This window comes from Roseomonas sp. HF4 (assembly GCF_005222755.1).
Lineage (GTDB): Bacteria > Pseudomonadota > Alphaproteobacteria > Acetobacterales > Acetobacteraceae > Neoroseomonas.
The window spans coordinates 172,959-198,011 of the sequence record NZ_STGD01000010.1 but is presented as its reverse complement, the minus strand read 5'-3'; the positions used below and the strand labels follow the sequence as shown (position 1 = coordinate 198,011).

Sequence of the window (25,053 nt, the reverse complement as noted above, 5' to 3'; positions counted from 1 at the left end):
CACCCGCCTCACCCCGCGCGGGACAGCCGCGCGAGCGTCGCGCCCGCTTCATCCGTCAGGTGCAGGAGGCCGTTCTCCGTTCGCCATCCGCGCACGCCGGCGAGCGCCTCGTGGAAGCGCCGTTCCTGGTCCATCGCGGCGGGCACGCAGGCCATTTGGGTGCTGGCCATCTGCTGGAAGCGAAGCTTCGCGCCGTCCAGCACGTAGCCGCCGGTGAAGCGGTTGCAGCCGCCGCTGCCGAAGGCGCGGCCGGCGGCATCGAGCGTGAGCGTCGTCTGGAGCCGGTCCACAACGCCGCGGCCGCCGATATCCTCCGCCAGCCAGAGCGGGCCGACCGGGTCCGCGCCCGGCGCCGCCGCGCCATCCCGCGCGCGGACGAGCAGGATCTCGGCCGTCGTGCCCGCGCCCGTCGACAGCACGGGATGCACCGCGTCGCTGCGGAAGGCGACCTGGTCGCCGAACAGCAGGCGCGCGCGCACCGCATAGCGGCCGCGCGACGACACGCGCGCCGGGTCGTAAGGCAGGGAAAAGGGGATCGGGACCTGCCCGGTCACCGGGATGCGCGCGGCCGCGATGCGCTCGGACGGCGCATCGGCGCGGGAGATGTCGAGCAGTTCCACCTCCAGCACCGCGCCGGGGCGGAGTGCGATGCGTTCCCGGTAGGTCGCGGTGCCCGTGATGGCGGCGCCCTCGGCCGCGGCGGGCGCGGCAAGGCCTAGGAACAGGAAGATGCGGCGTGGCGTGTCCATGGCGCCGCAGCATAACGCCCCGTGGGGCTGTTTTCCGGCATGAAGGGCGCCCCCGCATGGCGCCGAATGCGCGCGGCGGGCCATGGTGATGCAGGCGCTGCATGCCGCACGCCAGCCGTGCCGAAACCCGAACCTCCACGGCGTTGGGGGCGGCGATAACCGGCGGACGAAGGTTCGACCTCCGGCCCGCAGGGCCGAGCGCCCGAACGGGCGCCGCGGCCTGTGCCGCGATGCCAGGCCGCGCGGCGGCGCGGCGCCCGGCGTCAGGCGTTGAGCAGCAGGTCCCGCGCCGCGTTCAGCCGTGCCGCCAGCCAGGCGCTGCCGCCCTGGTCGGGATGCGCCGTGCGCATCAGGCGGCGATGCGCTGCGCGGATCTCGGCCGCGCTCGCTCCCTCCGCCAGGCCCAGGATCTCGAACGCCTCGGCGCGCGTCAGCGGCCCGTCCGCCGCCGGCGCGGCGCCCTCCCGCCAGTCCGGGTGGCTGCGGTCGAGCCAGGCTTCGAGCAGCGGCACGCTCTCCGGGTCCTCCGCCGCGCATTCCGCCAGCAGGTCGCGCAGCGCCGGCAGATCGAGGTCCCCGAGGTCCGCCCCGGCATGGCGGCCACGCCGGACGCTGCCGGTCATGCGGCCGCTGTCGTGGTGCAGCACCATCTCGAGCATCGCGGTCTCGACGCGGCTTTCCTGCCCCGGGCTCGCCTGGCCGCCGCGGGCGAAGGTGCGCGCGCTGCGCCAGGACCGCCAGGCCTGCAGCAGCAGCGGCGCCAGGAAGGCCAGCGTCCAGAGCGCCTGGAACCCCCGCCCGCTGAGCAGCAGCGCCGTGAGCAGCACGGCCCCGATGCCGCCCACCACCCAGGCCAGCGCCATCTTCACGCGCGCCACCGGCGCGTTGGCGAAGCCACGCGCCAGCAGACCCAGCACCAGCAGCGCCCCGGCGCCGAGCGCGAGCCAGGTCATCGGCCGCGCCCCGGCGCCGGCAATTGCCCCGCGATCCGCGCCGCGACCGGCCCCTTGAGTCCCGCGAGCGCCGGGCGCCCGCCCGCGGCAAAGACCGCGACCGCGCGCAGCAGGTCGCGCAGCGTGCCGGCGGCCGCGGAATCGAAGGGCGCATAGGCGCCGCCCGACACCTTCGCCATCTGCCGGAAGGCGTTGCCCGCGACCGGGTTGGCGCCCTCGTGGAAGCAGAAGACCGGCGTGCCGAACAGGCCGAGCTCCCCGGCCGCGTGGCAGGCGGCGTCGACATCCTCCTCCACCGCGTCCCCCACCAGCACCAGCGCGCCCACCTTGTCGCGCCGTGTCTCGGCGAGGGTGTGGCGCAGCGCGCGCAGGATCTGCGTCTGCCCGCCGAGGCAGGTGACGGTCGACATCCGCCGCGCCAGTTCCGCGCCGTCGGTCAGGAAGGGTGTGGCGGCGAATTCCATGAAGCCCCGCCAATACGCCAGCGAAACAGCCAGCCCGCCGAGGTCGCGGGTCGCGAGGAACATCTCGCCGGTCAGGGCGCAGGCGCGGTCCCAGGCCGGCTGGCGCGACGCCGTGGCATCCACGCAGAACACGAGCCGCCCCGGCTTCCCCCGTGCCGGTCGCACGGCGGGCATGCGCGCGACCTTGTCGAGGAAGGTGGCGACGTCGGTGCCGGGACCGGTGCGGGCGGGGGGGCGGCTCATGGTGGTTGCGATGATGTCCCTTCTCGGTCCCTCATGTGAAATCGCTCACACTCCGCGCCAAGGGCTGGGCCGCGATGCTGGCGCGGGATGGCCGGCCGGGGTTTACTGCACGGCCGAAACAGGAGGGGTCCCGGGATGAAGGTGACAGGTACGACCGGCTTCAGGGCTCTCGCGCTCGCAACCGTGGCGGGCGTGGCCTTGGCGGGCGGCATGGCGGCGGCGCAGAAGCCCGCCGCACCCGGCGCGCCGGTCCAGGCGCTGCCGACCGCGAAGCCCCCGCCGCTCGGCGCGCCGATGCAGGCGCAGCCGGCGCCCGCGCCGCGCGTGGCCCCGGCGCCCCCCGTGGTCCAGGCACCGCCCGCCGCGCCGCCTCCGGCTGTCGCCGCGCCTGCCGTGCCGGCGAACGAACCCGCCGCCATCACGCGGCTTCGCGGCATGCTCGGGGCGCGCGTGCAGCTGACCTACGCCACGGCCGAGGCGCTCGACGCCACCGGGGAACAGGTCCGCATGAGCGGCGTCGTGCTCCAGCAGGACTCGAAGCGCGCGACGGCGGCCGAGGTTACCATCGCGGGGCTCCGCCCCGACGGCGTGACCGAGGCCGTGATCACGGGCTTCGCGACGCGGGAGGGCAACACCGAGGTGCGCGTCGCGCGCCTGCGCGTCGCCGGCCTGACCGTGCCGCCCGCGGCCGGCGGCCCGCCCGACCCCGAGAAGGTCCGGCTCGAGGCGCTGACGCTCGAGGGGGTGCAGACCTCGGGCGACCTCGACATGCGCCTCGCCTCCGTTTCGCTCGAGAACTGGATCGCCGGCCAGCCCGTGCGCTTCGCGATGATCGGGCTTGCGCTGAACGGCCTCGACGGCGGCGTGGTCGACGGCGTGCGCCTGGCACGCTTCGCGCTCGAGGGGATCGACATCGGCGCCTACGTCTCGGCCCTGATGCGCGAGCAGGCACCGCCCAACATGGTCGGCCGCGCGACGATGGAGGCCGACGGGCTCACGATGACCGGCGGTGGCCGCTCGGTCGGCGCGATGCGCGAGATGCGCCTCACCGCCGACGTCACGCGCCCCGACGGGTCCGGCACGGGCACGATCGCCTTCCGCGGCATCCGCGTCGAACCCGTGCCGATGCTGGCCGAATGGCTGACGCGCTTCGGCTACCAGGCGGTCGAGGCCGAGATCACCGCAGGCACCACCTATGACGCCGGGACGGGCCGGGTCGAGCTCAGCGACCTGACCGTGGCGGGCCGGGATGTGGGCACGCTGTCCTTCTCACTGGTGATGGACGGCGTGACGCAGGCGCGCGCGCAGTCCGCCGCCTTCCAGGAGATGCGCCTCATCTCGATGGGCCTGACCTATGCCGATGCGTCGCTGTTCCGGCGTTTCGTCGCCATGCAGTCGGCCCAGACCCGCACGCCCGAGCCGCAGCTGCGCGAGCAGTTCGCCGCCATGGCCGGCGGTGCGCTGAGCCAGCCCGGACAGGCCGCGCTCGACCCGATCCGCAACGCCGTGCAGCGCTTCATCCGGGGCGAGGCGCAGACGGTCGCGATCCGCGTCAACCCGCCGCAGCCGATCAAGCTCGGCGACCTGCAGGGCGGCCCGCCGGGCAGCGCCGGTGACGCGCAGCGCATGTTCGGGGTGACCGCCGAGGCCCGATGAGGTCCCCGGCGCACCGCCCGCCGGGGGCGGCGCCGTGCTGACCGCCTTCCGCCTGGTCTGGCGCCGCAAGCGGTGGCGCCACGGCCGGCCGCGGCTGCGCTACCCGCTTGCCTGGCTGGCCGCCATGGTGGCGCTGTTCGTCGCCGCCATGGCGGTGTTCGAGGATCTGGCGCCGGATGAGAGCCTGTGGCTCGCCGTCGTGACGCTGACCACGGTGGGCTACGGCGACGTCACGCCGAAGACCGTGCCGGGCCGGGCGGCGACGGTGCTGCTGCTGCTACTGGGTGGCGTCTTCGTCGTGGCCAAGGTCGCATCCGACTGGTTCGAGTGGCGGGAAGAAGTGCGCGCGCGCAAGCGCAGCGGATCCTGGGGGTGGGGTATGGACGGCCATGTGCTCGTCGTCGGCACGCCGGAGGGCGATGCCGTGCGCTTCTTCCGTGGGCTCGTGCGACAATTGCGCGGCACGCCGGGGTATCGCGAGGTGCCGATGCTGCTGCTGACACGTGCCTTCGCCGGGCGTCCCGACGGCCTTCCGCAGGCGCTCTGCGACGAGGGCCTGGTGCATGTCGAGGGCGCGCCGACCGACGAGGATGCGCTTCGCCTGGCGGATGCGCCGCGCGCGGCGGCCGTCATCGTGCTGGCCGAACGGCCGGAGGATGCCGTCTCGGACGCGATCTCGGCGGATGTGGTGGCGCGGGTGCGCGCGATGGCCGACGGAGCGCCGCCCACCGTCGTCACCGAATGCGTGGACGACCGCAATCGCGCCCGGCTGCTGGCCGCCGGCGCGGCCGCCGCGGTGCGGCCGCTCCGCACCTATCCCGAGATGCTGGCCCGCGCGCTGGTGGCGCCGGGCGCCGAGCGGCTGCTCGAGGACCTGTTCTCCTCCGAGGGCAACGAGCTGTTCCGCGTCGTGCTGCCCAAGCCCTGGCGCGGGCCGTGGTCGAAGGTGGCCGCGGTGCTGGCCGAGCGCGGCCTCGGCACCGCGATCGCCTACAGCCCGCCGGGCGGCGAGGCGCGCCTGAACCCCGCCGGCACCGAGGATGTCGAAGCCGGTGCGATCTACGTCATCCTGCGCGAGGACCGGAAGGCCGAGGTCGAGGCGCTGGCTCGGATGGTAGCCGGCGACTGATATTGCCGGGAAGGTCGGGGGAGGGGCACCTTCCCCATGCCCCCTCCCTTCCCTGGCAATTGGCGAGGACCCTGGTGGGTGGGGCGCCGAGGGGAGACGTTCCCTTCTTTCACGCCCATTCTCGCGCCATCCCATCCACGGCCATCACCCCGGCCGTTCAGCCCGCGCCGTCGCCGCGTCCTCGCGACCGGTCCCGCGACTGCGGCGTCGGCAGGACTGCGAGCGCGACCCGGCCGGGCATTTCCCCATCGGCAGGCCTTCCCCTAGGCTGCCCCCGTGCCGGATGCGCCGGGCCATCCGGCAAACCGCGCCGGCCGCCGGAGCCCGCGCCATGCATGCCTGCCTCCCCCCGCTCGACGTCACGCCGCACCCGTCCTGGCGCGCGCCGCCGCTGTCCTGCGACTGCCATTTCCACATCTTCGGACCCTATGACCGCTTCCCGCTCGATGCCGGGCGGCACTACGACCCGGCGCCGGCGCTGATCCCGGCCTATCTGCGCGTCGCCGAGGCGCTCGGGATCGAGCGCATGGTGATCGTGCAGCCCTCGGTCTACGGCACGGACAATGCGTGCTCGCTGGATGCCGCGGCGCGGTTCGGGCTCGACCGCGCGCGCGTGGTGGCGGTGGTGGACGACGGCTTCGACGCCGCCGCGCTGGCCGACCTGCACGCCAAGGGCACGCGCGGCGTGCGGTTCAACGCGGTGTCGGGCAACGGCACGCCGCTCGACCAGCTGGATGCGCTGGCGCGGCGGATCGCGCCGCTCGGCTGGCACCTGCAGGTCTATGCGACCGGGGCGATCCTGGCGGACCTCGCCCCGCGCCTTGCGGCGCTGCCGGTCGAGGTGGTGGTGGACCACATGGGCGGCGTGCGCACCGCCGACGGGCTCGACGGCGCCGGCTTCCGCGCGCTGCTGGCGCTGCTCGAGACCGGGCGCGCCTGGGTGAAGCTGAGCGGCTACCGTATCTCCTCGGCCGGGCCGCCCTTCCACGACGTGGCGCCCTTCGCGCGCGCGCTGCTCGATGCGGCGCCGGACCGCTGCCTCTGGGGGACGGACTGGCCGCACCCGTCCCTGTCGGACTGGATGCCGGAGGATGGCGCACTGTTCGACCGGCTGGGCGAATGGGCACCCTCGGCCGCGGAGCGGCGGCGCGTGCTCGTGGACAACCCGGCGCGGCTCTACGGGTTCTGACGCCGGCACCCCGCGTCGTCGAGCGCATGACGCGGGGGGAGACGGGAATCTCTCCCCTCGGCCCCCCCCACAACCTTCCTTGTCATCTGGCGCCGACCTCCCGGGACCGGCGCCAGGTGCCAAAGAAGGGAGGGGGATCGGGGGAGGTTCTCCTCCCCCGACCTTCAAGGCCGAACATGTGCCCGGCGGACTAACGCGGCGGCAGCACCCGCGCGGCCCGAAAGCCGTCCACCTGGCGGTCGAACATCGCCCAGGAATCGACGAAGCCCGTGAAGCCGGCGCTGCGCGCCGCGGTCATGGACGCCAGCACGTCGTAGTCCATGTTCAGGAAGAAATCCGCGAAGTCCCACGACGCGACCTGCGCCAGCGGCAGAACCAGCCCGTGGCGCGCGCGGATCGCCTCCCACACCGGGTCCTTGTCCGCCATCCAGCGCGCCATCGTCATCGGCCGCGGTCGGCCGCAGGGCAGGCCGAACAGCTCCGCCATATGCGGCCAGAGGTCGCACCAGCGGAAGGCGTCGCCATTGGTGATGTTGAAGGCGCGGTTGGCGCAGCGCGGCTCCCGCAGCATCCAGAGCACGCCCTCGGCCAGCAGCGACGCCTCCGTCACCTCGTGCAGCGCGGTCCAGGCGCCGGGCCTGCCGGGGAAGTCGAAAGGCACGCCCAACTCGCGGCAGATCGCGGCATGGGCGCCGAGCGTCGAGACGATGTTGCGCGCCCGCCCGGGCGCCACGTCGAGCACGAAGTTCGGCCGGCTCGCCGACCATGACCATGCCTTGCCCTGCTGCCGCGCGGCGACCAGGTCCTGCTGGTCGTAGTAGAAATTGGGCGGCATGTGGCGCGGGTCGTCCTCCCGCGCAGGGGTGCGGAAGGGGCCGATGTGCAGCCCGTACCATTTGCCGCCGTGGATCATGTGGATGTGCGCGAAGCGCGGCAGCGCCGCCTCCGCCGCGTCGAGCAAGTTGCGCAGCATCGCGACGTTCGCCGCCACGTCCTCGACGCCGCTTTCGCCGTGCGGCGCGCGGGAGGCGTAGACGACATGCGTGATGTCGGGGCGCGTGGCGAGCGCCGCACGCAGCCCGGCCGGGTCGGTCAGGTCCGCCTCGATCCAGGCGCCCGCGCCCGCGGGGCGGCGGCGGGACAGGCCGACCGCCTCGATGTCCGGCGTCGCGGCCGCGCGTTCCATGATGCGCGTCGCCGCCGCGCCGCTGGCGCCGGCGACGAGCAGGGTGCGGTCTGCAGTCATGCTGGAACTCCGATGATGCCGGGCGACGCGCGCCGCTACGGGAGAACCAGCTCCCAAACGCTGATCTCGTCGCCGATCGCCCGGGTCGGCGCAATCGGCGTGTCATGCTGATCGAATACCATCATCGAGCCATTGCCGGTGTTCCAGCGATTCTGTGGAGCCGAGTTGCTGGCGTTGCAGTGCAGGACGAAATGGTTGGCGCGCGCGTTCGTCGCCTTGTGCGACACGGTGTTCGCGGTGACGATGTGCACGTCGTACATCTTGTTGGGCTTGCGCTGCGCCAGCACGCCGATGTCGTGCTCCATGCAGACCTCGATGGCGAAGCGGTATGACCGGCCGCCGAACCGGAGCTTGAAGTCGTTGTCGGTCGTGCCTTGCCGGAACTGACCGACGCCGCCGGCACCGGTTTCGCCACCCCAGCTGCTCTTGTCGTATTCCATGAACTGACCGCCATACAGGATCGGCACGCGGTTCAGGTAGTCGGTCGCCAGCGCATCCTTCTTGCTGCCGGAATACGTGACCATGGAGCCGGGAACGAGGATGAGGTTGCGCGCTGCGTAGAGATCCTTCAGCGCGCTCACCAGCGTCTTGAACTCCGCCTTGGGCAACGCCTGGCTGCCGAAAAAGAACTCCGGCGCGACGAAGCAATAGAGCTTCGTGTCGTCCAGCTGGCTGCCGAACGCCTGGAACATCGAGAGCTTGAGGGCGCGCAATCGGTCCAGGACGCCGGCGTTGCCGAAGTCCCGACTGCCCTCGCCGCCGTCGTAGCAGCACATGCCAACGATGAAATCCATGATGGGTCGCTCTCAACCGGGGGTAGGAAATCAACGTCGACTCTAACTCCATAGTCGTCAACGGCTCTGGGACCGCCCCTCCGGAAGGATCGTTCCCGACCGCTTCGCAACGGACCAGGCGCCCGGGCCGCTGGTCGTCAAGGCGTGGGCCGTCAACCGAGGACGCGGCCTTGCAAGCCGCCATGCGCCCGGCCACGCTCCGCGGCAACAAGGATCGGAGGAACGCCCATGACGACGCGCGCGCTCGCGGAATTCGTCGCCGCCCTGCGGCCGGAGGACCTGCCGCCCGAGGTGACGGCGCAGGCGGCGCGCGTGGTGCTCGACGCGCTGGGCTGCGCGGTTGCCGCATGGACCGAGGATCCCGCCAAGGCGCGGATCGCGCGCGACATCGCGGCGATGTATCCGGCCGCACCGGGCGCCGGCGTGATCGGTGCACGCGGTGTCTCGGCACAGCCGGCCTTCGCCGCGCTGGCGAACGGCATCCTGGTGAATGCCGCCGACAACGACGACACGCACAAGCGCGCGCTTCTGCATGTGGGCTCGGTCGTGGTGCCGGCGGCTCTCGCGCTGGCCGAGACGCGGGGCCTGTCGGGCGCGCGGCTGCTGGCGGCCGTGGTCGCGGGCTACGAGGTCGCCGTGCGCGTCGGCATGGCGGTGATGCCGACGCATTACCGCTTCTGGCATTCGACCGCGACGAACGGCACCTTCGGCGGCGCGGCGAGCGCGGCGCATGCGATGGGCCTCGACGCCGATGGCGTGCAACGCGCGCTCGGGCTCGCGGGCACGCAGGCCGCGGGCCTCAACACCTTCTTCGAATCCGGCGACATGACGAAAAGCCTGCATCCGGGCAAGGCGGCGCTGAACGGCGTGCTTTCGGCGCAGCTGGCGGATCTCGGCATGACGGCGCCGCCCGGCATCCTGGAACACCCGAAGGGCTACCTCGCCGCCTTTTCGCTTGAGCCCGACGCGGCGGCGCTGACGAAGGGCCTCGGCTCGGACTGGGAGATCCTGCAGAACGGCTTCAAGTTCTTCCCGTCGATCCTCGCGAGCCATTCGCCGATCCAGGCGACGCTCTCGATCGTGGCGAAGCACCGGCCCGACCCCGCGCGCATCGCGCGCATCACGAACGAGACCTACAACACGGTGCTGAGCCATTTCTCCAGCAAGGAGGCCGCGACGGTCATGGCCGCGCGCGTCTCCGTGCCCTACTGCATCGCCGCCGCCGCGGTGGATGGCGCCCTGACCCAGGCGCAGTTCGCGCCAGGCCGCATCCACGACCCGATGATCCGCCAGGTGCTGGCCCGCACCGAGGTCATCGCCGACCCGGAGCTGAACACGCTCTACCCCGCGAATTTCCCGGCCCGCGTCACCATCACGATGGAGGACGGCACGTCGTTCCAGGATATCGTGATGCTGCCCAAGGGCGACCCCGGCGCGCCGCTGAGCGATGCGGAGCTCGAGGACAAGTTCCGTACCAATGTCGAACCGGTCTTCGGCGCCGCGCAGGTGACGCGGCTGCGCGACGCGGTGCTGCGTCTCGCCCAGGGCGGCGAGGTCAGCGCGGTGTCCGCGCTTCTCGTCCCCGGCGGCTGAGGCGGCGCGCGATCGGCTCCTCCCGGAAGTCGTCCTCGGTCGTGTCGATGATCCATGGCAGCCGCGCGCCTGGCGGGCGGAGCAGCGCGGCGGTCGAGGCCTGGCCGCGCGCATGCCATTCGCCGCGCCGCGCCGGCGCCGTGACGAGTTCGTCCCAGGAGAGCCGCCGCGTGTGGCGCCCGATCGCCCCGAGCGTCTCCACCTCCACCCCCGAACCGTCCGCCGCGATGCGCGTGACGTAGAGCGAGCGGTAGAGCTCCATCCCGAGCGCGAAGGCCGCCATGATGGGCGCCAGGATCAGCAGTGCCGTGGCGTCCTGGTCGCCGCTGCCCATACGGATCAGCAGCCCGAGCGCCAGGAACAGCGCCGCCACCGCCCAGAACCCCCATTGCAGCAGCCGCACGCGCCAGGCGCGCCTGTTCGCGTAGAGGACCTCCAAGCGTGCCTCAGCGCACCCAGGCGCCCTGGCGCATCAGCGGCTCGGCGCGGCCCTCGGCGTCGATCCCGTCCACGTCGGTTTCGGGCGAACCGATCATCCAGTCGACATGGATCAGGCTGCGGTTGGCGCCGCGCGCGTCGAGCTCTGCCTCGGTCAGATCCTGGTCCACGAAGCATTTGGAATAGGCCTGGCCGAGCGCGATGTGGCTCGCCGCGTTCTCGTCGAACAGCGTGTTCAGGAACAGGATGCCGGTGGCCGCGATCGGGTTGGCGGCCGGCACCAGCGCGACCTCGCCCAGGCGCCGCGCGCCCTCGTCCGTGTCGATCATCCGCTGCAGCACGTCCTGCCCGGTGCTCGCGCTCGCTTCGACGATGACGCCGCCGGCAAAGCGCACGCGGATGTCGCGGATCAGCGTGCCCTGGTAGGCGAGCGGCTTGGTCGCCGCCACCACGCCCTCGGTCTTCGCGGCATGGGGGGTCGTGAAGACTTCCTCGGTCGGGATGTTCGGGTTGCCGGTGGCGCCGTTCAGCGCCGTGGTCACGCCACCCGACCAGGCATGGCCATCCGCCAGCCCCACCACCAGGTCGGTGCCCGGGCCGGTGAAGCGCAGCGCGGCGTAGCGGCGTTCGTTCAACATCGCGCGCCGCGCCACCAGCGCCGCGTTGTGCGCCGCCCAGGCCGCGACCGGGTCCGGCGCATCGGCGCGGGACGCGGCGAAGATTGCATCCCAGAGCCGTGCCACCGCCGCGGCCTCATCCATCTCGGGGAAGACCGCCCGCGCCCAGGCCGGCGTCGCGCCCGCCACCAGCGTCCAGTTGATGGCCGAGGTGGTGATGAGTTCCATCGCCGGCCGATAGGCCTTGGATCGCGCCTTGTTGGCGCGCGCGACGCGGGCCGCGTCCTCCTGCGCCAGCAGCATCGGGTCGTCGCCTACGATCGCGAGCCGCGCGGCGCCGCCGCGGAAGGCCGCCGCCATGCCGTCGAACAGCCAGGCGGGCGCCACGTCGAAGGCGTCGTCCGCGGCGAGGCGGTAGCGCGCCAGCACGGCGCGGTCGTCGTGGAACAGTGTCGTCACGAGCGAGGCGCCGGCGCGATAGGCGGCCTCCGTGATGCGCCGCGCCAGCGCCACATGCTCGAGCGAGGCGGTCATCACCACCTCCTGGCCGCGCTGCAGGCCGAGCCCGACCTGGACGGCGAGGTCGGCCAGCCGGTCGAGCTTCGCCTCGAAGGCAAGGGGGGCGGAGACGGAAACATGGTCGTTCATGCAGGCACCCTTGCGCGGTCGCCGGCCAGCACGAAGCCCTCATACCCGTTCGCGGCGACCTCGGCGCAGATCCGGCGATACCGCGCCATGCCGCCGGCATAGGGCATGAAGACCCGGGGCTTGCCCGGCACGTTGGCGCCCAGATACCAGGAATGGCCGGCCTCGGGCATCAGGGTCGCGTTGGCCGCGTCGTTCACATGCGCCACCCAGCGGTCCATGGCGTCCTCGGTCGGCTCCATCGTGGCGGCGCCGGTTGCGCGCAGATGCGCGATGGCATCGGTGATCCACTCGACATGCTGTTCGATCGCGACCGGCATGTTGGTCAGCACGGACGGGCTGCCCGGCCCCGTCACGATGAACAGGTTCGGGAAGCCCGCCGCCTGCAGGCCGAGATGCGTGCGCGGCCCGGCCGCCCAGGCCTCGGCCAGCGGCAGCCCGTCGCGGCCGGTAACGTTCATCCGCAGCAGCGCGCCCGTCATGGCGTCGAAGCCCGTCGCGAAGACGATGATGTCGAGTGGATGCTCCGTGCCGCTGCGCAGCCTGACGCCCGTGGGCGTGATGCGCTCGACCGGGTCGGCGCGGACATCCACCAGCGTCACGTTGTCGCGGTTGAAGGTCTCGAAGTACCCAGTGTCGATCGGCGGGCGCTTGGTCGCGAAGGGGTGGTCGACCTCGGCCAGCAGCGCCGCGGTGGCGGGGTCCTTCACCACCTCTCGGATGCGGGCCTTGATGAACGCCGCGGCGGTGGCGTTGGCCGCGCGGTCGGTCAGGATGTCGCGGAAGGTGGCACGCAGCGCGAGGCCGCCCTTCTCCCAGGCGGCGCGGTACAGCGCCTCGCGCTCGGCGTCGTCCACATCATGCGCGGAGCGTTCGCCGAGCGGCCAGGGATGGCCGTTCGGGGTGCTGTGCATCGCCTGCCGGATCTCGGCCGCATGCGCCTTCGCCCAGGCCTTGAAGGTGTCGTCCAGCGGCCGGTTGCGCGCCGGGATCGAGTAGTTCGCCGTGCGCTGGAAGACCGTGAGATGCGCGGCGGCCTCGGCCAGCACCGGCGCGGCCTGGATGCCGGTCGATCCCGTGCCGATCATGCCGACGCGCTTGCCCGCCACGTCCACGCCCCCGTGCGGCCAGGTGCCGGTGTGGAACCATTCGCCCGCGAAATCGCCGAGCCCCGGGATGTCGGGCACATTGGCCGAGGACAGGCAGCCCACCGCCGTGACCAGGTAGCGCGCCGCGTAGCGCCGCCCGTCCTCTGTCCGCAGGCGCCAGAGCGTCGCCGCCCCGTCCCATTCCGCCGCCGCGACGCGCGCGCCGAAGGTCATGTCGCGCTTCAGGTCGAGCCGGTCCGCGACATGATTCAGGTAACGCAGGATCTCCGGCTGCTGCGGGTAGCGTTCCGACCAGTCCCAGGATTGCAGCAGCTCGTCGGAGAAATAGAAGGCATAGGCGTGGCTTTCGGAATCGCAGCGCGCCCCGGGGTAGCGGTTCCACCACCAGGTGCCGCCGACGCCGTCGGCCGCCTCCAGCACATGCGCCGACAGGCCGAGCCGGTCGCGCAGGCAATGCAACTGGTACAGGCCCGCGAAGCCCGCGCCGACGATCAGCGCGTCGAAGACTTGTGTGCCCGCGCCGTCGCGGGACGTGACCTCGGACATGTCGCCTCCGTTTCCTGGCGGGACGGAGTGTCGGGCGCCGGCGCGCGCGCCGCAAGCGCCGGGTCAGCCGCGCGCGGCCTCGGCCTCCGCCACGCGCTTCGCCGCGGCCACGAAGCCATCGGGGTTGAGCGAGATGGAATCGATCCCCTGTTCGACCAGGAAGGCCGCGAAATCCGGGTGGTTGGACGGTGCCTCGCCGCAGATGCCGACCTTGGAGCCCACGGCATGGGCGCGGCGGATCACCTCGGCGATCATGGCCTTCACGGCCGGGTCCCGTTCGTCGAACAGGGCGCGGAGTTCCGTCGAATCCCGGTCCACGCCCAGCACCAGCTGCGTCAGGTCGTTCGAGCCGATCGAGAAGCCGTCGAAGCGCGCGGCGAAGGCCTCGGCCAGGATGACGTTGGACGGGATCTCGCACATCACGAAGACCTGAAGCCCGCCCTCGCCGCGCCTGAGCCCGTGTTCCGCCATCACCGCCAGAACGCGGTCGGCCTCGGCGGGCGTGCGGCAGAAGGGGACCATGAGCACGATGTTGTCGCAGCCGATCTCGTCGCGCGCCTTGCGCATCGCCCGACATTCCAGCGCGAAGCCGTCGCGGTAGCGGTCGGAGTAGTAGCGCGACGCGCCGCGCAGGCCGAGCATCGGGTTCTCCTCCGCCGGTTCGAACTGCTCGCCGCCCACCAGGTGGGCGTATTCGTTTGACTTGAAGTCGGACAGCCGCACGATGACCGGCCGCGGATGGAAGGGGGCGGCGATGCGCGCCACGCCGCGCGCCAGCGTGTCCACGAAATAGGTCGCGCGGTCGGGGAAGCGCCGTGTCATGCGCGCGATCTCGCGCTTCGCCTCCGCGTCCCGCAAGTCGTCAAAGCGCAGCAGCGCCATCGGATGCGCCTTCACCACCGCGCTGATGATGAATTCCATGCGCGCGAGCCCGACGCCGGCCGCCGGCAGGCGCCACCAGCGCATCGCCCCGGCGGGGCTCGCGATGTTCAGCATCATCCGCGTCCGCGTCTCGGGGATCGAGGCGAGGTCGATGTCGCGCGCCTCGAAGGGCAGGGTGCCGTCGAAGACCTGGCCTTCGTCCCCCTCGGCGCAGGACAGCGTCACCTCCTGCCCGTCGCTCAGCACCGCCGTTGCGCGGCCGGTGCCGATCACCGCCGGCAGGCCGAGTTCCCGGCTGACGATGGCTGCATGGCTAGTGGCGCCGCCATGGTCGGTGACGATGCCGGCCGCCTTCTTCATCAGCGGCACCCAATCGGGATCGGTTGCCTCGGCCACCAGCACGGCGCCTTCGGGGAAGTCGGCGATGCCCGAGGGGTCGTGCACGACGCGCACGGGGCCGGCGGCGATCGCCTCCCCCACCGCGGCGCCGGTCAGGATGGGCGTCGCCTTGGCCTTGAGCCGCCATGACCGCAGCATGGCGCCCTGGCGCGCGCCGTGCACCGTCTCGGGCCGCGCCTGCAGGATGAAGAGCTCCCCGGTCTCGCCGTCGCGCGCCCATTCCATGTCCATGGGCCGGCCGTAATGCGCCTCGATAGCGACCGCCCAGCGCGCCAGCGCCAGGATCTCGTGGTCGGCCAGGACGAAGCCCTCGCGTTCCGCCCGGCGCGTCGCGACCAGCGCCGTGCGCGCGCTGCCGCCGGCGCCGTAAACCATCTTGCGCGCCTTGGCCCCGCAGGTCTTCTCCAGGATCGGCACCTTCGCCGCGTCGTCCAGCGGGGTCTTGAACACGAGGTAGCGGTCGGGATCGACCAGGCCCTGCACCACGGTCTCACCCAGCCCCCAGGCGGCGCTGATCACGATCACGCCGGGGAAGCCGCTTTCCGTGTCGATCGAGAACATCACGCCCGACCCACCGGTATCGGCGCGCACCATGAGCTGCACGCCGACCGACAGCGCCACCTTGTCGTGCTCGAAGCCCTGCATCTCCCGGTAGGAGATGGCACGGTCGGTGTAGAGCGATGCGTAGCAGGCGCGGCAGGCGTCCAGCAGCGCGCCCTCCCCGCGGACGTTCAGGAAGGTCTCCTGCTGCCCAGCGAAGGAGGCCGTGGGCAGGTCCTCGGCGGTGGCGGAGGAGCGTACCGCCACCGCCGGGTCCGCCCGGCCGGTGCGCCGCGCGAGTTCGCGGTAGGCCACGCGGATCGCCTCCGCCGTCGCGGCCGGCAGCGCGCTGTCGAGGATGGCGCGCCGGATCGCGGCGCCGGCCTCCTGCAGGCTCGCCCGGCTGGCGTGGTAGTCCTCGAGCCGCGCGGCGATGACAGGGCCGAGCCCGTTCGCCGCCAGGTGGTCGCGGAAGGCCGCTGCCGTGGTCGCGAAGCCGTCCGGCACGCGGATCCCGGCCGCCGCGAGCCCGCGCAGCATCTCCCCCAGGGAGGCGTTCTTGCCGCCGACGCGCCCGACATCACCGATGCCGACATCGCCGAACCACAGCACCGCATCGTCCTGCATGGCGGTTCCTCCCGTCGCGTGGCGTCCAGATGCGCGCGGGCGGCGTGGCGGCGCCTTGATGCGGCGCAAGGCGCGGCGCGTTCCGCGCGGCGAGCATGCGGCACGAACGGAGGACGCCATGGACGCCGACAGGATCCTCGCCGAGGTCGCCGCCGAACGCGCGCGCCAGGACGGCCGCTGGGGCGGCGCCGAGCACGATGACGCCATGACGATGGACGCCTTCGCGCAGCTGATCGCCGACTACGCCGGCTGGGCGCGCGTCAAGGCGCGGGAGGGCACCTTCGACGAGGCGCGGCAGCGGCTCGTGCAGGCGGCCGCCCTGGCCGTCGCCGCCATCGAGCGGCTGGACCGCGACCTGGCCGGCCGCAGCGCCCCCGCGGATACGCCGGGCGGCCTCGGCTGGGAATAGCGGCGTTCCCCTGCCAGGGGACGGGCCGGGTGTCCCGGCGCCGCGCTACAGCGGCACTTCGGGCGCCGCGCGCTCCTTCGCCTCCTCCGGGATCTCGGTCATCGTCGCCTCGGTCAGCAGCAGGATGCCGGCGACCGAGACGGCGTTCTCGAGCGCGATGCGCACGACCTTCGCCGGATCGACGATGCCGGCCTCGACCAGGTCGACATACTCCTTCCGAGCCGCGTCGAAGCCGATGCCGGGCGCGGCGTCCAGCATGCGTGCCACCGCGGCGCCGCCATCCACGCCGGAATTCTCCGCGATCTGGCGCGCCGGCGCCTCCAGGGCACGGCGCAGGATGCGCACGCCCGTGCGCTCGTCTCCGTCCACCTCTGCCGCCGCCGCGTCCACCGCCGCCGCGCAGCGCAGCAGCGCGAGCCCGCCGCCCGGCACGATCCCTTCCGCCACCGCGGCCTTGGTCGCGCTGATGGCGTCGTCCAGCCCGTCCTTCTTCGCCTTCATCTCGGCCTCCGACGGCGCGCCGACGCGGATCACCGCGACGCCGCCCGCGAGCTTCGCCAGGCGTTCCTCGAGCTTTTCCCGGTCGTAGTCGCCGGTGGCGCGCTCGATCTCGCGCCGGATCTGCTCGACCCTCGCGGCAATCTGCGCCTTGTCGCCGCCGCCGCCGACGATGATCGTGTCCTCCTTGTCGACCACCACGCGCGAGGCGCGGCCCAGCGCGGCGAGCGTCGCCTTCTCGAGCGTCAGCCCGAGTTCCTCCGACACCATCTCGCCGCCCGTGAGGACGGCGATGTCCTGCAGCATCGCCTTCCGCCGGTCGCCGAAGCCCGGCGCCTTCACCGCGCAGCACCGCAGCGCGCCGCGCACATGATTCACGATGAGGGTGGCGAGCGCCTCGCCCTCGATGTCCTCGGCCACCACGAGCACCGGGCGCGCCGTCTTGGCGATCTGCTCGAGCAGCGGCACGAGGTCCTTGATGGCGCCGATCCGCCGGTCGGTGACGAGGACATGCGCGTCCTCCAGCACCGCCTCCATCTTCTCGGGGTCCGTGACGAAATAGGGGGAGACGTAGCCGCGGTCGAACTTCATGCCCTCGACCACGTCGAGCACCGTCTCGGTGGTCTTGGATTCCTCAACCGTGATCACCCCCTCGGGGCCGATGCGTTCCATCGCGTCGGCGACGAGCGCGCCGACGGCGTCGTCGTTATGCGCGGAGATGGCGGCGACCTGCGCGCGTTCCGCCCGCGTGCGGACCGGGCGCGCCATGGCCTGCAGCGCGCCGGTCGCCGCGCGCGCGGCGCGTTCGAGCCCGCGGCGGATGTCGACAGCCGATGCGCCGGCGACGACGTTGCGCATGCCCTCGGCCAGCATTGCCTCGGCCAGGATGGTCGCGGTGCTGGTGCCGTCGCCTACGACGTCGCCGGTCTTCTCGGCGGCCTGGCGCAGCATCTGCGCGCCGAGGTTCTCCTCCGGGTCCGGCAGGTCGAATTCCTTGGCGATGGTCACGCCGTCGTTGCACACGAGCGGCGTGCCCCATCTGCGCTGGATGAGCACCGACTTGGACCGGGGCCCGAGCGTGACGCGCACCGCGTCGGCGAGCTGTGCGGCACCGCGCAGGATGCGCTCGCGCGCCGCCGAACGGAACAGGACCTTCTTGTGGGTCATGATGGAGCACCCTTCTTCGCGCGCCATTGCACGCAGGGTTGGATGCACCATCATGCAGGGCTGAGTCTGGCCGTCCTTGCGTCAGGTCAATCGCGCGGCGGGGCGCGTCTTGCCGGGATTGCGCGCGCTTCGCGGCGATGGGCGGTCGCGACGGGCAGGGCGCGCCGTATGCCTTGTCCCGGCCTGCCGCGAAACGGCTGCGCGGTCACGCGCCGGGGCGGGCCTCGAGCGCCGCGAGCCGGGCCTCGACCCGGTCCGCCTGGTGTGCCGCGAGCGCGGCCAGCGTCTCGGCCAGCAGGCGCTGCGCCGCGGCGAGTTCGGCCGGGCGCATGGCCTCGAGGCCGGCGCGCAGCCGCGCCAGCGCGTCCGCGAGGTCGCCGCCGGCGGGCGCCGGCGCCGCGGCCGCCGCGGCCGGCGCTGGCGCTGCCTTCGCGCCGGGCGGCGCCGGCGGTGGGTCCCCCTCGAAGCGCAGCACCACGCCGAGGCCGCGCGCCTCGGCGCTGTTGGCGACATCGGTGACGATGCGCCGGCGTTGGTCGGGACGGTTCTCGACCTTCTCGAGGTGGTGGCGGTAGCCGTCCTCGTCAGGCCAGCGGTTCAGGATCACGGTGTAGAGGTTGACGACGAATTCGTGATCGCTGCCGGCGAGCAGCTCGGTGCCGTTGACCTCTCGCATCGTGGCGGATCCTCCGTGGGTGGCGCGGGCCGATGAATGGCGATCCGGGCGCCGAGGTCAACGGCGCGCGGCGAAGAAGGCGCGCAGCAGGGCGGCGGCCTCTGTTTCGCGCAACCCGCCGATGACCTCCGGCACGTGGTGGCAGGACGGCGCGGCGAAGACGCGCGCGCCATGGTCCACGCCGCCGCCCTTGGGGTCGTAGGCACCGAAGACCAGGCGCCTGAGGCGGAAAAAGGACGCCGCTTGGGCGCACATCGGGCAGGGCTCGAGTGTCACGGTCAAGGTGCAGCCGGGCAGGCGAGGTGACCCGAGGCGGCGCGCGGCCTCGCGCAGCGCCAGCAGTTCTGCGTGGGCCGACGGGTCGTTCCGCGCCTCGACCTCGTTACCGGCGGCGGCGAGGAGCGTCCCGGCCTCGTCGGTGACGACGGCGCCGACGGGGACCTCCCCGCGCGCAGCGGCGGCGCGGGCCTGGTCGAGGGCGAGGTCCATGGGCGTCACGGCACGCGCCATCGCAGGGCAGCAGGCCCGGCGCAAGTCAGCGCGCCGGGTTGCGGCGGCAGCGATGCCGGCCGCATGCAAGGTCCAGGGGCGGACCAGGCCCGAAGGCGGAGGCGCGCCGCGTGCGGGTGCGCCCCGCCCGTCAGCCGCGTGCGGCGGGAACCGGCGCGGGGGCCGGGGCCGGGGCCGGGGCCGGGGCCGGGGCGGGCGGCGGGGGCTGCTGCGCGCAGGCGGCGGCGAAGAGCACCGGCGCCAGCAGCGCGAGCATTGCCGAGCGGCGCAGGAAACGGGCGCGCAGGGACGGCTTGGGGGCAGTGGACATCTGCATCTCCTTCTTCGATCGGCTCTTGGATAATAAGTGATTGAAGGGCATTTCTCCGGGCGAAGTCAAACGACCCGTTACACGGATGGCCAGGAATCATGGAGCAGAGGTGGTGCTGACGCCGCAGCGCAGGGCCGGGATGGACGAGGAACAGGCAGTGGCATCCGACCGGACCGGTCTTTCCCGTCGCGGGGCGCTGTCGGGCGGGGTGATGGCGATCGCCTCGGCATGCGGGCTTGGGGCATGTGCGTCGGGTCCGCCGCGGCCGCTGCCGCTGCAGTTGACCGATGCGGACAACGACCTCGGCCGGATGATCAACGCCCCGGGCGGGCCGGTGGTGGCCGGCGGGCGGCTGAATGCGGAGGCGCTGCGGCGGTTCTATGGGCAGCGAAGCTTCACGCCGGTCTGGTCTGGTCGCGGAGCGCAGGCCGAGGCGATGGTGGCCGCGGTGCTGCGCGCCGGCGACCACGGGCTTGACCCGGAACTGTTCCACGCGCCCCTGTTGGAGCGGCGGTGGCAGGTCTCGCCGCTGCGGCGGGAGCTGCTGCTGACGGACGCGGTGCTGTCCTATGCCGATGCGCTGGCGCATGGCGCGGTGCCGGTGGAACGGCGGAAGGATTTCGAAGCACTGGCGCCGGATCGGATCGACGTCTCGGCGGCCGTCGATGCGGCGATCGGGCGGTGGGATCCGGTGTCGGCGATCGAGGCGCTGGCGCCGGCGACGACGACCTACCGGGCCTTGCGCGAGGAATTGCGCGCGCCGCGCGAGGAGCCACGCGCCCGGCGGGCGGGCCTGAGCCGGCGGGCGGCGGCGGCGGCTGCGCGGGCGGCGGCGGAGCGGCACCGGAGCATCGTCGTGGGCCTCGAGCGGGAGCGCTGGCTGCCGCGTACGCTGCCGTCGGAGCGCGTCTGGGTGAACGTGCCCGAACAGCAGCTCGTGATGTATCATGGCGCATATCCGGCATTCACGACGCGGGTGGTGGTCGGCGACAATTCCGAACGCAACCAGAGCCCCGAGTTTGACGCGCTGATCGAGGCGAGCTTCTTCAACCCGCCCTGGATCGTGCCGCGCGACGTCGTCGCGTTGGAGATCCTGCCGCGGCTGGAGCGCGACCCGGACTACCTCGCGCGCAACAGGATGAGGCTGCTGCCGAACGGTGAGGTGGAGCAATCGGCAGGGCCTGATGCGGGCCTCGGCTTCCTGTTGTTCGAGATGCCGAACCGGTTCGACGTCTACCTGCACGACACGCCGAGCCGGTACCTGTTCAGCCGGAGCAACCGGCGGATGAGCCGCGGCTGCATCCGCGTCGAGAATCCGCGCGAACTGGCGGCACGGCTGCTGCGCGAGCCGATCGAGGCGGTGGAGCGGAGGATCGAGGAAGGGCGCACGACGCGGACGGCGCTGCCGAGGCCGATGCCGGTCTTCGTGACGTACCAGACCGCGGTCGCGGATCCCGACGGCGTGGTGAAGGTCCACGACGATTTCTACGGGCGCGACGAGGAACTCTGGCGGCGGCTGCAGAAGCAGCCGGTTGCGTAGGGGCGCGCCCCTGGCTGCGTGAAGAGTCTCGGCCCCGGAGTGCCGGGGGCCTGTCGCCCTCCGGCCGGTTGCGTTTCCGGGACGGCGCGGCCCGCCCCGCCGTCAGGGCAGCGCCGCCGTCCGGAACAGCGTCACCCGCAGGCCGCCATGCGGCACCGGCGGTCCCGGCGGCAGGAAGGGCAGGCCCGTGGCGTGGGCCAGTTTCGCGTCCGCCGCCAGCAGCCCGACCCGCCAGCCGCCGAAATGCGCCGCCAGCGTCCGGCCGAGCGCCTGGTAGAGCGGGGCCAGGGACTTCGCCTCCCCCAGCCGCGTGCCGTAGGGCGGGTTGACCATCACCAGGCCCGGCGGGCCCTCGGGCGGGCGGGCCTCGCTGACCGCGGCCACGCGGAATTCCGTCCAGGCCGCGACGCCGGCGCGTTCGGCATTGGCCCGGCTCATCGCGACCGCCCCGGCGTCCCGGTCGGCGCCCACGAAGCGCGCGGCGGGCGGCGGGCGGGTCTTGGGTTCGCGCATCCGCGCCCAGGCGTCCGCATCGAAGGTGGCCAGTTTCTCGAAGGCGAAGTGCCGCGCGCGGCCAGGGTTGAGGCGGGCGGCGATCTCGGCGGCCTCGATGACGAAGGTGCCGGAGCCGCACATCGGGTCGAGCACCGGCTCGGTCCCGTCGAAGCCGCATTGGCGCAGGAACAGGGCGGCCAGCGTCTCGCGGAGCGGCGCCGCATTGACCTCCTGCTTGAAGCCGCGGCGATGCAGCGGCTCGCCCGAGGTGTCGAGGCTGAGGGTGCAGAGGTCGTGGTCGAGGCGCGCCATCACCGTGACCTCGGCCTCCGGGTCGTGGCGGGCGCCCGTGGTCGCGGCGATGGCGGTCGCGATCCGTTCGGCGGCGGCGCCGGAATGCCAGATGCGCGACTTCGTGCAGGTGGCCTCGATCCGGAAAGGGGTGTCGGCACGCAGCAGCGCGGTCCAGGGCACGCGCCGCGCCAGGCTGTCGAGATGCGCGAGATGCGTGACGTGGAAGCCCGCGATGCGGACCAGGACGCGGGTCGCGCCGCGGATCCAGAGATTGGCGCGCCAGGCGTCGGCCCAGGCGCCGCGCGTGACGACGCCGCCCGGGACCGCCTTCGGGCGCTTGAAGCCCTTGAGGCCGACTTCCTCCGCCAGCACGGCCTCGAGCCCCGGGGCGGTGGCGAGGAAGATCTCGAGGTCGGTGTCCGGCTTCATGGGCCGGGCGGGTGTAGCGGCGCCGCGGTGCCGCGGCCAGGGCGGCGGCGGGCCCGCCGCGGCGTCATGTGCCGGCGACGCTGCCCGGGTCGCAATTCGCCCCGCAGACCACGACACCCGCCAGCGCCCCCTTGGGCGGCGCCCAGGCGCCGGAGAGGATCGCCGCCAGCGCCGTCGCGCCGCCAGGCTCGGCCACGATGCGCAGCCGGTCCCAGAGCCAGCGCTGCGCCCCGCGGATCGCGTCGTCCTTCACCACCACGCAGCGCCCCCCCTGCCGCATCATGATCTCGAAGGCGAGGGTGCCGACGCGGCGCGCGCCCAGGCTGTCGGCTGCGATGCCGCCGGAGGGCACGTCCATCGGCTGGCTCGCCATGCCCGCGACGAACAGGGTGGGGCATTCGTCGGGCTCGACGATCACCATCTCGATCCGGCCGTCGTACCAGGAGGCGATGCCGCCATAGAGGCCGCCGCCGCCGGCCGCGACCAGCACATGGGTCAGTTCCGGCGCGTCCTCCTCGAATTCCAGGCCGACGGTGCCCTGGCCGGCCAGGACCTCCTCCTGGTCGTAGGCGTGCACGATCAGCGCGCCGGTCTCGGCGGCGCGGGCCTCGCTGGCCTGGCGGGCCTGGTCGTAGGCGGTGCCGCCGACGGTGAGCGTCGCGCCGGTCGCGGCGATGCGCGCGCGCTTGGCCTCGGGCGTGATCTCCGGGACGAAGATCTCGGCCTTCATCTTCAGCACCTGCGCGGCATGCGCGACCGCCAGGCCGTGGTTGCCGCCGGACGCGGCGACGACGCCCGCCGCCGGCACCCTGGCCGAGAGCAGTCGGTTGAAGGCGCCGCGCGGCTTGAACGACCCCGTCACCTGCAGTTGCTCGAGCTTCAGCGTCAGCGGCGCGTCGAGGCCGGTCTCCGCGGGGGCGAGGCGGATCACCGGCGTGCGGCGGACATGGGGGGCGATGCGCCCCGCGGCGGCGCGGATGTCGTCCTGGGTCGGCATATTCGGAAGGTGACACCGAGGCCCGGCGGCGTCCATCGGCGGGGCGCTTTCCCCGATGCCCCATTTCTGCCATGGTCCGGCGCGCTGACAGGGTGGCCCTGCTGGGATGCTGGTCCATGGAAGTTGTGCCGCGCGTGACGGAGCGGCCGTTTTGCTGCTGGGCCCGCCGGGCGCCGGCAAGTCCGACCTTTTGCTGCGGCTGATGGGCCGGGGCTGGTCGCTGGTGGCCGACGACCAGGTGGTGCTGGACGGCTTCGGCGTGGCCGCGCCGCCAGCGCTGCAGGGCATGCTGGAGGTGCGCGGCCTCGGCATCTTCCAGGGGCTGCCGGTGGCGCGCGGCGCACGCCTTGCGCTGGTTGCCGAACTCGTGGCGCGGGAGGCGGTGGCGCGGCTGCCGCTGCCCGCGCGCTGGGCGCCGGCGGAGGTGCCGCGCGTCGCGCTGCACGGCTTCGACGCCTCGGCCTGCGATAAGCTCGGCTATGCGCTGGATGCGGCGCTCGGCCGGCTGGCGCAGCGCGCCGGGGCCTTCGCGGCGTGATGGACGGGGGCATGGCGGCACGGCGGCAGGTGGTGCTGGTGACCGGCCTTTCGGGCGCCGGGAAGGCGTCGATCCTGCGCGTGCTCGAGGACCTCGGCTACGAGACCGTGGACAACCCGCCGCTGTCGGTGCTGGAGGCGCTGGTCGGGGATGGCGCACAGCCGCTCGCGGCCGGGGTGGACAGCCGCACGCGGGATTTCGACGGTGCCGCCGTCGCCGCGCTGCTCGAGCGCCTGCGGCTGCGGCCCGACATCGCCGTGACGCTGGTCTTCGCGACCGCCGAACCCGACGTGCTGCTGCGCCGCTACACCGAGACGCGGCGGCGCCATCCCCTCGCGCCCGGCGGGCCGCTCGGCGCCAGCGTCGCCGAGGGCATCGCGCGGGAGGAGGCGCTGCTCGCGCCGCTCCGCACCACGGCCGAGATGGTGGTGGACACCTCGGACCTGCCGCTGCCCGCGCTCCGGCGCATGATCGAGCGGCGCTTCGGGATCGAGGGCGGGCCGGGCATGGCCGTCTCGGTCGTCTCCTTCGCCTTTCCCCGGGGCCTGCCGCGGGAGGCGGACCTGGTGTTCGACCTGCGCTTCCTGCGCAACCCGCACTATGTGGATGCGCTACGGCCGCTGACCGGGCGGGACCCGGCCGTGGCCGCGCATATCGAGGCCGACCCCGACTTCGCGCCGTTCTGGCGGTGCATGACCGAAATGCTCAGCCCGCTCTTGCCCCGCTACGCGCAGGAGGGGAAGAAGTACCTCACCGTCGCGATGGGCTGCACGGGCGGGCGGCATCGGTCCGTCCTGGCGGCCGAGCGGCTGGCGGAACACCTGAGGGCGGGGGGCTGGCCTGTTGATTTGGCCCATCGCGAACTGGCGGCCGAAGGTGGGCAGGATGCCCCCGGCCGCCGAGCGGGGCGGGAGGCCCTGACGCAGACATCATGATCGGTATGGTACTCGTCACCCATGGCCGGCTGGCCGAGGAATTGCGGCACGCCATGGAGCACGTGGTCGGCCCGCAGACGGCGGTCGCGACGGTATGCATCGGGGCGGAGGACGACCTCGACCATACCCGCGCCGACATCCGCCGCTCGATCGAGGAGGTGGACCAGGGCGACGGCGTCGTGGTCATGACCGACATGTTCGGCGGCACGCCATCGAATCTCGCGATGCAGATGACCGGCGACGGCAAGCCGGTCGAGGTGCTGGCGGGCGTGAACCTGCCGCTGTTGGTGAAGTTCGCCAGGGTTCGCGGCAGCGAACCCCTGGCCGAGGCGGTGGACCACGCCAAGGCGGCCGGGCGGAAATACATCGCGAGCGGGCGGGACGTGGCGGCCGGGGCGCCCGCCGCCCCACCCAGGAGGGACGGCGCGTGAACGAA

General features: G+C 73.0%; 24 protein-coding genes. 9 read left to right on the top strand and 15 right to left on the bottom strand.

Translation table 11 applies throughout. The annotated features are described in order from the left end of the window. Window positions 1-8: 8 nt before the first annotated feature. The 3 genes from E8M80_RS16400 to E8M80_RS16390 all read right to left on the bottom strand — a co-directional run bounded on the left by E8M80_RS16400 (window position 9) and on the right by E8M80_RS16390 (window position 2,409). Window positions 9-749, bottom strand: a complete 741-nt coding sequence (locus tag E8M80_RS16400; RefSeq protein ID WP_170979457.1) for a YbaY family lipoprotein — start codon at window positions 747-749, stop codon at window positions 9-11. 263 nt (window positions 750-1,012) lie between these two features. Continuing rightward, complete coding sequence (locus E8M80_RS16395) at window positions 1,013-1,702, bottom strand: molecular chaperone DnaJ (protein WP_137126783.1); 690 nt, start codon at window positions 1,700-1,702, stop codon at window positions 1,013-1,015. Beyond that, a complete protein-coding gene (locus tag E8M80_RS16390; protein ID WP_137126782.1) occupies window positions 1,699-2,409 on the bottom strand; it encodes a VWA domain-containing protein in 711 nt (236 codons plus the stop codon). The genes E8M80_RS16395 and E8M80_RS16390 overlap by 4 nt, the downstream gene beginning before the upstream one ends. Window positions 2,410-2,544: 135 nt before the next feature. Between E8M80_RS16390 and E8M80_RS26960 the strand changes: the two genes are divergently transcribed. The 3 genes from E8M80_RS26960 (at window position 2,545) to E8M80_RS16375 (ending at window position 6,383) form a co-directional block, all read left to right on the top strand. Beyond that, entirely contained in the window at window positions 2,545-4,065 is a 1,521-nt protein-coding gene (locus tag E8M80_RS26960; protein ID WP_137126781.1) for a hypothetical protein, read from the top strand. A 34-nt stretch (window positions 4,066-4,099) separates the two neighbouring features. After that, window positions 4,100-5,194 (top strand): potassium channel protein, encoded by a 1,095-nt coding sequence (locus E8M80_RS16380; protein ID WP_137126780.1) that lies wholly within the window; start codon window positions 4,100-4,102, stop codon window positions 5,192-5,194. 331 nt (window positions 5,195-5,525) lie between these two features. Further along, window positions 5,526-6,383 (top strand): amidohydrolase family protein, encoded by an 858-nt coding sequence (locus tag E8M80_RS16375; RefSeq protein WP_137126779.1) that lies wholly within the window; start codon window positions 5,526-5,528, stop codon window positions 6,381-6,383. 190 nt (window positions 6,384-6,573) lie between these two features. Here the strand turns inward: E8M80_RS16375 and E8M80_RS16370 are convergent, their stop codons facing one another. Together E8M80_RS16370 and E8M80_RS16365 are read right to left on the bottom strand one after the other, a co-directional pair. Then, window positions 6,574-7,629, bottom strand: coding sequence for an SDR family oxidoreductase (locus E8M80_RS16370; RefSeq protein WP_137126778.1), 1,056 nt, complete (start codon window positions 7,627-7,629; stop codon window positions 6,574-6,576). 35 nt (window positions 7,630-7,664) lie between these two features. Beyond that, window positions 7,665-8,423 carry a hypothetical protein gene (locus E8M80_RS16365; RefSeq protein ID WP_137126777.1) on the bottom strand — a complete coding sequence of 253 codons (759 nt, stop codon included), beginning with the start codon at window positions 8,421-8,423 and terminating at the stop codon, window positions 7,665-7,667. A 228-nt stretch (window positions 8,424-8,651) separates the two neighbouring features. On the opposite strand from E8M80_RS16365, the gene E8M80_RS16360 reads away from it, so the two are divergent. Further along, window positions 8,652-10,016 (top strand): MmgE/PrpD family protein, encoded by a 1,365-nt coding sequence (locus E8M80_RS16360; RefSeq protein WP_137126776.1) that lies wholly within the window; start codon window positions 8,652-8,654, stop codon window positions 10,014-10,016. On the opposite strand, the gene E8M80_RS16355 is transcribed toward E8M80_RS16360, so the two are convergent. The 4 genes from E8M80_RS16355 to ppsA all read right to left on the bottom strand — a co-directional run bounded on the left by E8M80_RS16355 (window position 9,979) and on the right by ppsA (window position 15,819). Then, the gene (locus E8M80_RS16355) at window positions 9,979-10,455 is read right to left on the bottom strand and encodes a hypothetical protein (protein ID WP_137126775.1); all 477 of its coding nucleotides are present in this window, start codon (window positions 10,453-10,455) and stop codon (window positions 9,979-9,981) included. The genes E8M80_RS16360 and E8M80_RS16355 overlap by 38 nt on opposite strands. A gap of 7 nt (window positions 10,456-10,462) precedes the next feature. Next, on the bottom strand, window positions 10,463-11,719 hold the full coding sequence (locus E8M80_RS16350; protein WP_137126774.1) for an aminopeptidase: 1,257 nt from the start codon (window positions 11,717-11,719) through the stop codon (window positions 10,463-10,465). Next, window positions 11,716-13,371: an NAD(P)/FAD-dependent oxidoreductase gene (locus tag E8M80_RS16345; RefSeq protein ID WP_137126773.1), complete on the bottom strand. Its 1,656-nt coding sequence runs from the start codon at window positions 13,369-13,371 to the stop codon at window positions 11,716-11,718. Before E8M80_RS16345 ends, E8M80_RS16350 begins: the two co-directional genes overlap by 4 nt. Window positions 13,372-13,434: 63 nt before the next feature. Then, entirely contained in the window at window positions 13,435-15,819 is a 2,385-nt protein-coding gene (gene ppsA / locus E8M80_RS16340; protein WP_137126772.1) for a phosphoenolpyruvate synthase, read from the bottom strand. 118 nt (window positions 15,820-15,937) lie between these two features. On the opposite strand from ppsA, the gene E8M80_RS16335 reads away from it, so the two are divergent. Then, complete coding sequence (locus tag E8M80_RS16335; protein WP_137126771.1) at window positions 15,938-16,228, top strand: hypothetical protein; 291 nt, start codon at window positions 15,938-15,940, stop codon at window positions 16,226-16,228. Between the two features lie 45 nt (window positions 16,229-16,273). On the opposite strand, the gene groL is transcribed toward E8M80_RS16335, so the two are convergent. From groL to E8M80_RS26300, 4 genes are all read right to left on the bottom strand, one after another. After that, the gene (groL, locus tag E8M80_RS16330; protein ID WP_137126770.1) at window positions 16,274-17,893 is read right to left on the bottom strand and encodes a chaperonin GroEL; all 1,620 of its coding nucleotides are present in this window, start codon (window positions 17,891-17,893) and stop codon (window positions 16,274-16,276) included. Window positions 17,894-18,098: 205 nt separating this feature from the next. Then, window positions 18,099-18,569 carry a DUF4214 domain-containing protein gene (locus E8M80_RS16325; RefSeq protein WP_137126769.1) on the bottom strand — a complete coding sequence of 157 codons (471 nt, stop codon included), beginning with the start codon at window positions 18,567-18,569 and terminating at the stop codon, window positions 18,099-18,101. 57 nt (window positions 18,570-18,626) lie between these two features. Next, window positions 18,627-19,079 (bottom strand): nucleoside deaminase, encoded by a 453-nt coding sequence (locus tag E8M80_RS16320; RefSeq protein ID WP_240790074.1) that lies wholly within the window; start codon window positions 19,077-19,079, stop codon window positions 18,627-18,629. Window positions 19,080-19,209: 130 nt separating this feature from the next. Next, a complete protein-coding gene (locus E8M80_RS26300) occupies window positions 19,210-19,389 on the bottom strand; it encodes a hypothetical protein (protein WP_206035648.1) in 180 nt (59 codons plus the stop codon). 112 nt (window positions 19,390-19,501) lie between these two features. Between E8M80_RS26300 and E8M80_RS16310 the strand changes: the two genes are divergently transcribed. Beyond that, window positions 19,502-20,929, top strand: a complete 1,428-nt coding sequence (locus E8M80_RS16310; protein ID WP_170979456.1) for a L,D-transpeptidase family protein — start codon at window positions 19,502-19,504, stop codon at window positions 20,927-20,929. Between the two features lie 102 nt (window positions 20,930-21,031). Here E8M80_RS16310 and E8M80_RS16305 read toward each other — a convergent pair whose 3' ends face one another. Beyond that, window positions 21,032-22,147, bottom strand: coding sequence for a class I SAM-dependent RNA methyltransferase (locus E8M80_RS16305; RefSeq protein WP_137126767.1), 1,116 nt, complete (start codon window positions 22,145-22,147; stop codon window positions 21,032-21,034). 64 nt (window positions 22,148-22,211) lie between these two features. Further along, window positions 22,212-23,144 (bottom strand): threonine/serine dehydratase, encoded by a 933-nt coding sequence (locus tag E8M80_RS16300; RefSeq protein WP_137126766.1) that lies wholly within the window; start codon window positions 23,142-23,144, stop codon window positions 22,212-22,214. A gap of 106 nt (window positions 23,145-23,250) precedes the next feature. Between E8M80_RS16300 and E8M80_RS16295 the strand changes: the two genes are divergently transcribed. Genes E8M80_RS16295 through E8M80_RS16285 form a run of 3 tightly spaced genes read left to right on the top strand, consistent with a single transcriptional unit; the run spans window position 23,251 to window position 25,048 of the window. Beyond that, a complete protein-coding gene (locus tag E8M80_RS16295) occupies window positions 23,251-23,682 on the top strand; it encodes an HPr kinase/phosphorylase (RefSeq protein WP_137126765.1) in 432 nt (143 codons plus the stop codon). Window positions 23,683-23,693: 11 nt separating this feature from the next. Further along, window positions 23,694-24,617: an RNase adapter RapZ gene (rapZ, locus tag E8M80_RS16290; RefSeq protein WP_137126764.1), complete on the top strand. Its 924-nt coding sequence runs from the start codon at window positions 23,694-23,696 to the stop codon at window positions 24,615-24,617. Beyond that, window positions 24,614-25,048 (top strand): PTS sugar transporter subunit IIA, encoded by a 435-nt coding sequence (locus E8M80_RS16285; RefSeq protein WP_137126763.1) that lies wholly within the window; start codon window positions 24,614-24,616, stop codon window positions 25,046-25,048. The genes rapZ and E8M80_RS16285 overlap by 4 nt, the downstream gene beginning before the upstream one ends. The last annotated feature ends 5 nt before the right edge of the window (window positions 25,049-25,053 follow it).

Excerpts from the sequence above, each read along its gene's own strand:
- E8M80_RS16350 (WP_137126774.1), bottom strand. The coding sequence starts at position 11,719 with ATGAACGACCATGTTTCCGTCTCCGCCCCCCTTGCCTTCGAGGCGAAG.
- groL (WP_137126770.1), bottom strand. The coding sequence starts at position 17,893 with ATGACCCACAAGAAGGTCCTGTTCCGTTCGGCGGCGCGCGAGCGCATC.
- E8M80_RS16370 (WP_137126778.1), bottom strand. The coding sequence starts at position 7,629 with ATGACTGCAGACCGCACCCTGCTCGTCGCCGGCGCCAGCGGCGCGGCG.
- E8M80_RS26300 (WP_206035648.1), bottom strand. The coding sequence starts at position 19,389 with ATGTCCACTGCCCCCAAGCCGTCCCTGCGCGCCCGTTTCCTGCGCCGC.
- rapZ (WP_137126764.1), top strand. The coding sequence starts at position 23,694 with ATGGCGGCACGGCGGCAGGTGGTGCTGGTGACCGGCCTTTCGGGCGCC.
- E8M80_RS16305 (WP_137126767.1), bottom strand. The coding sequence starts at position 22,147 with ATGAAGCCGGACACCGACCTCGAGATCTTCCTCGCCACCGCCCCGGGG.
- E8M80_RS16345 (WP_137126773.1), bottom strand. The coding sequence starts at position 13,371 with ATGTCCGAGGTCACGTCCCGCGACGGCGCGGGCACACAAGTCTTCGAC.
- E8M80_RS16325 (WP_137126769.1), bottom strand. The coding sequence starts at position 18,569 with ATGCGAGAGGTCAACGGCACCGAGCTGCTCGCCGGCAGCGATCACGAA.
- E8M80_RS16360 (WP_137126776.1), top strand. The coding sequence starts at position 8,652 with ATGACGACGCGCGCGCTCGCGGAATTCGTCGCCGCCCTGCGGCCGGAG.
- E8M80_RS16390 (WP_137126782.1), bottom strand. The coding sequence starts at position 2,409 with ATGAGCCGCCCCCCCGCCCGCACCGGTCCCGGCACCGACGTCGCCACC.
- E8M80_RS16365 (WP_137126777.1), bottom strand. The coding sequence starts at position 8,423 with ATGGATTTCATCGTTGGCATGTGCTGCTACGACGGCGGCGAGGGCAGT.
- E8M80_RS16300 (WP_137126766.1), bottom strand. The coding sequence starts at position 23,144 with ATGCCGACCCAGGACGACATCCGCGCCGCCGCGGGGCGCATCGCCCCC.
- E8M80_RS16320 (WP_240790074.1), bottom strand. The coding sequence starts at position 19,079 with ATGGCGCGTGCCGTGACGCCCATGGACCTCGCCCTCGACCAGGCCCGC.
- E8M80_RS16395 (WP_137126783.1), bottom strand. The coding sequence starts at position 1,702 with ATGACCTGGCTCGCGCTCGGCGCCGGGGCGCTGCTGGTGCTGGGTCTG.
- ppsA (WP_137126772.1), bottom strand. The coding sequence starts at position 15,819 with ATGCAGGACGATGCGGTGCTGTGGTTCGGCGATGTCGGCATCGGTGAT.
- E8M80_RS16295 (WP_137126765.1), top strand. The coding sequence starts at position 23,251 with ATGCTGGTCCATGGAAGTTGTGCCGCGCGTGACGGAGCGGCCGTTTTG.
- E8M80_RS26960 (WP_137126781.1), top strand. The coding sequence starts at position 2,545 with ATGAAGGTGACAGGTACGACCGGCTTCAGGGCTCTCGCGCTCGCAACC.
- E8M80_RS16400 (WP_170979457.1), bottom strand. The coding sequence starts at position 749 with ATGGACACGCCACGCCGCATCTTCCTGTTCCTAGGCCTTGCCGCGCCC.
- E8M80_RS16285 (WP_137126763.1), top strand. The coding sequence starts at position 24,614 with ATGATCGGTATGGTACTCGTCACCCATGGCCGGCTGGCCGAGGAATTG.
- E8M80_RS16335 (WP_137126771.1), top strand. The coding sequence starts at position 15,938 with ATGGACGCCGACAGGATCCTCGCCGAGGTCGCCGCCGAACGCGCGCGC.
- E8M80_RS16375 (WP_137126779.1), top strand. The coding sequence starts at position 5,526 with ATGCATGCCTGCCTCCCCCCGCTCGACGTCACGCCGCACCCGTCCTGG.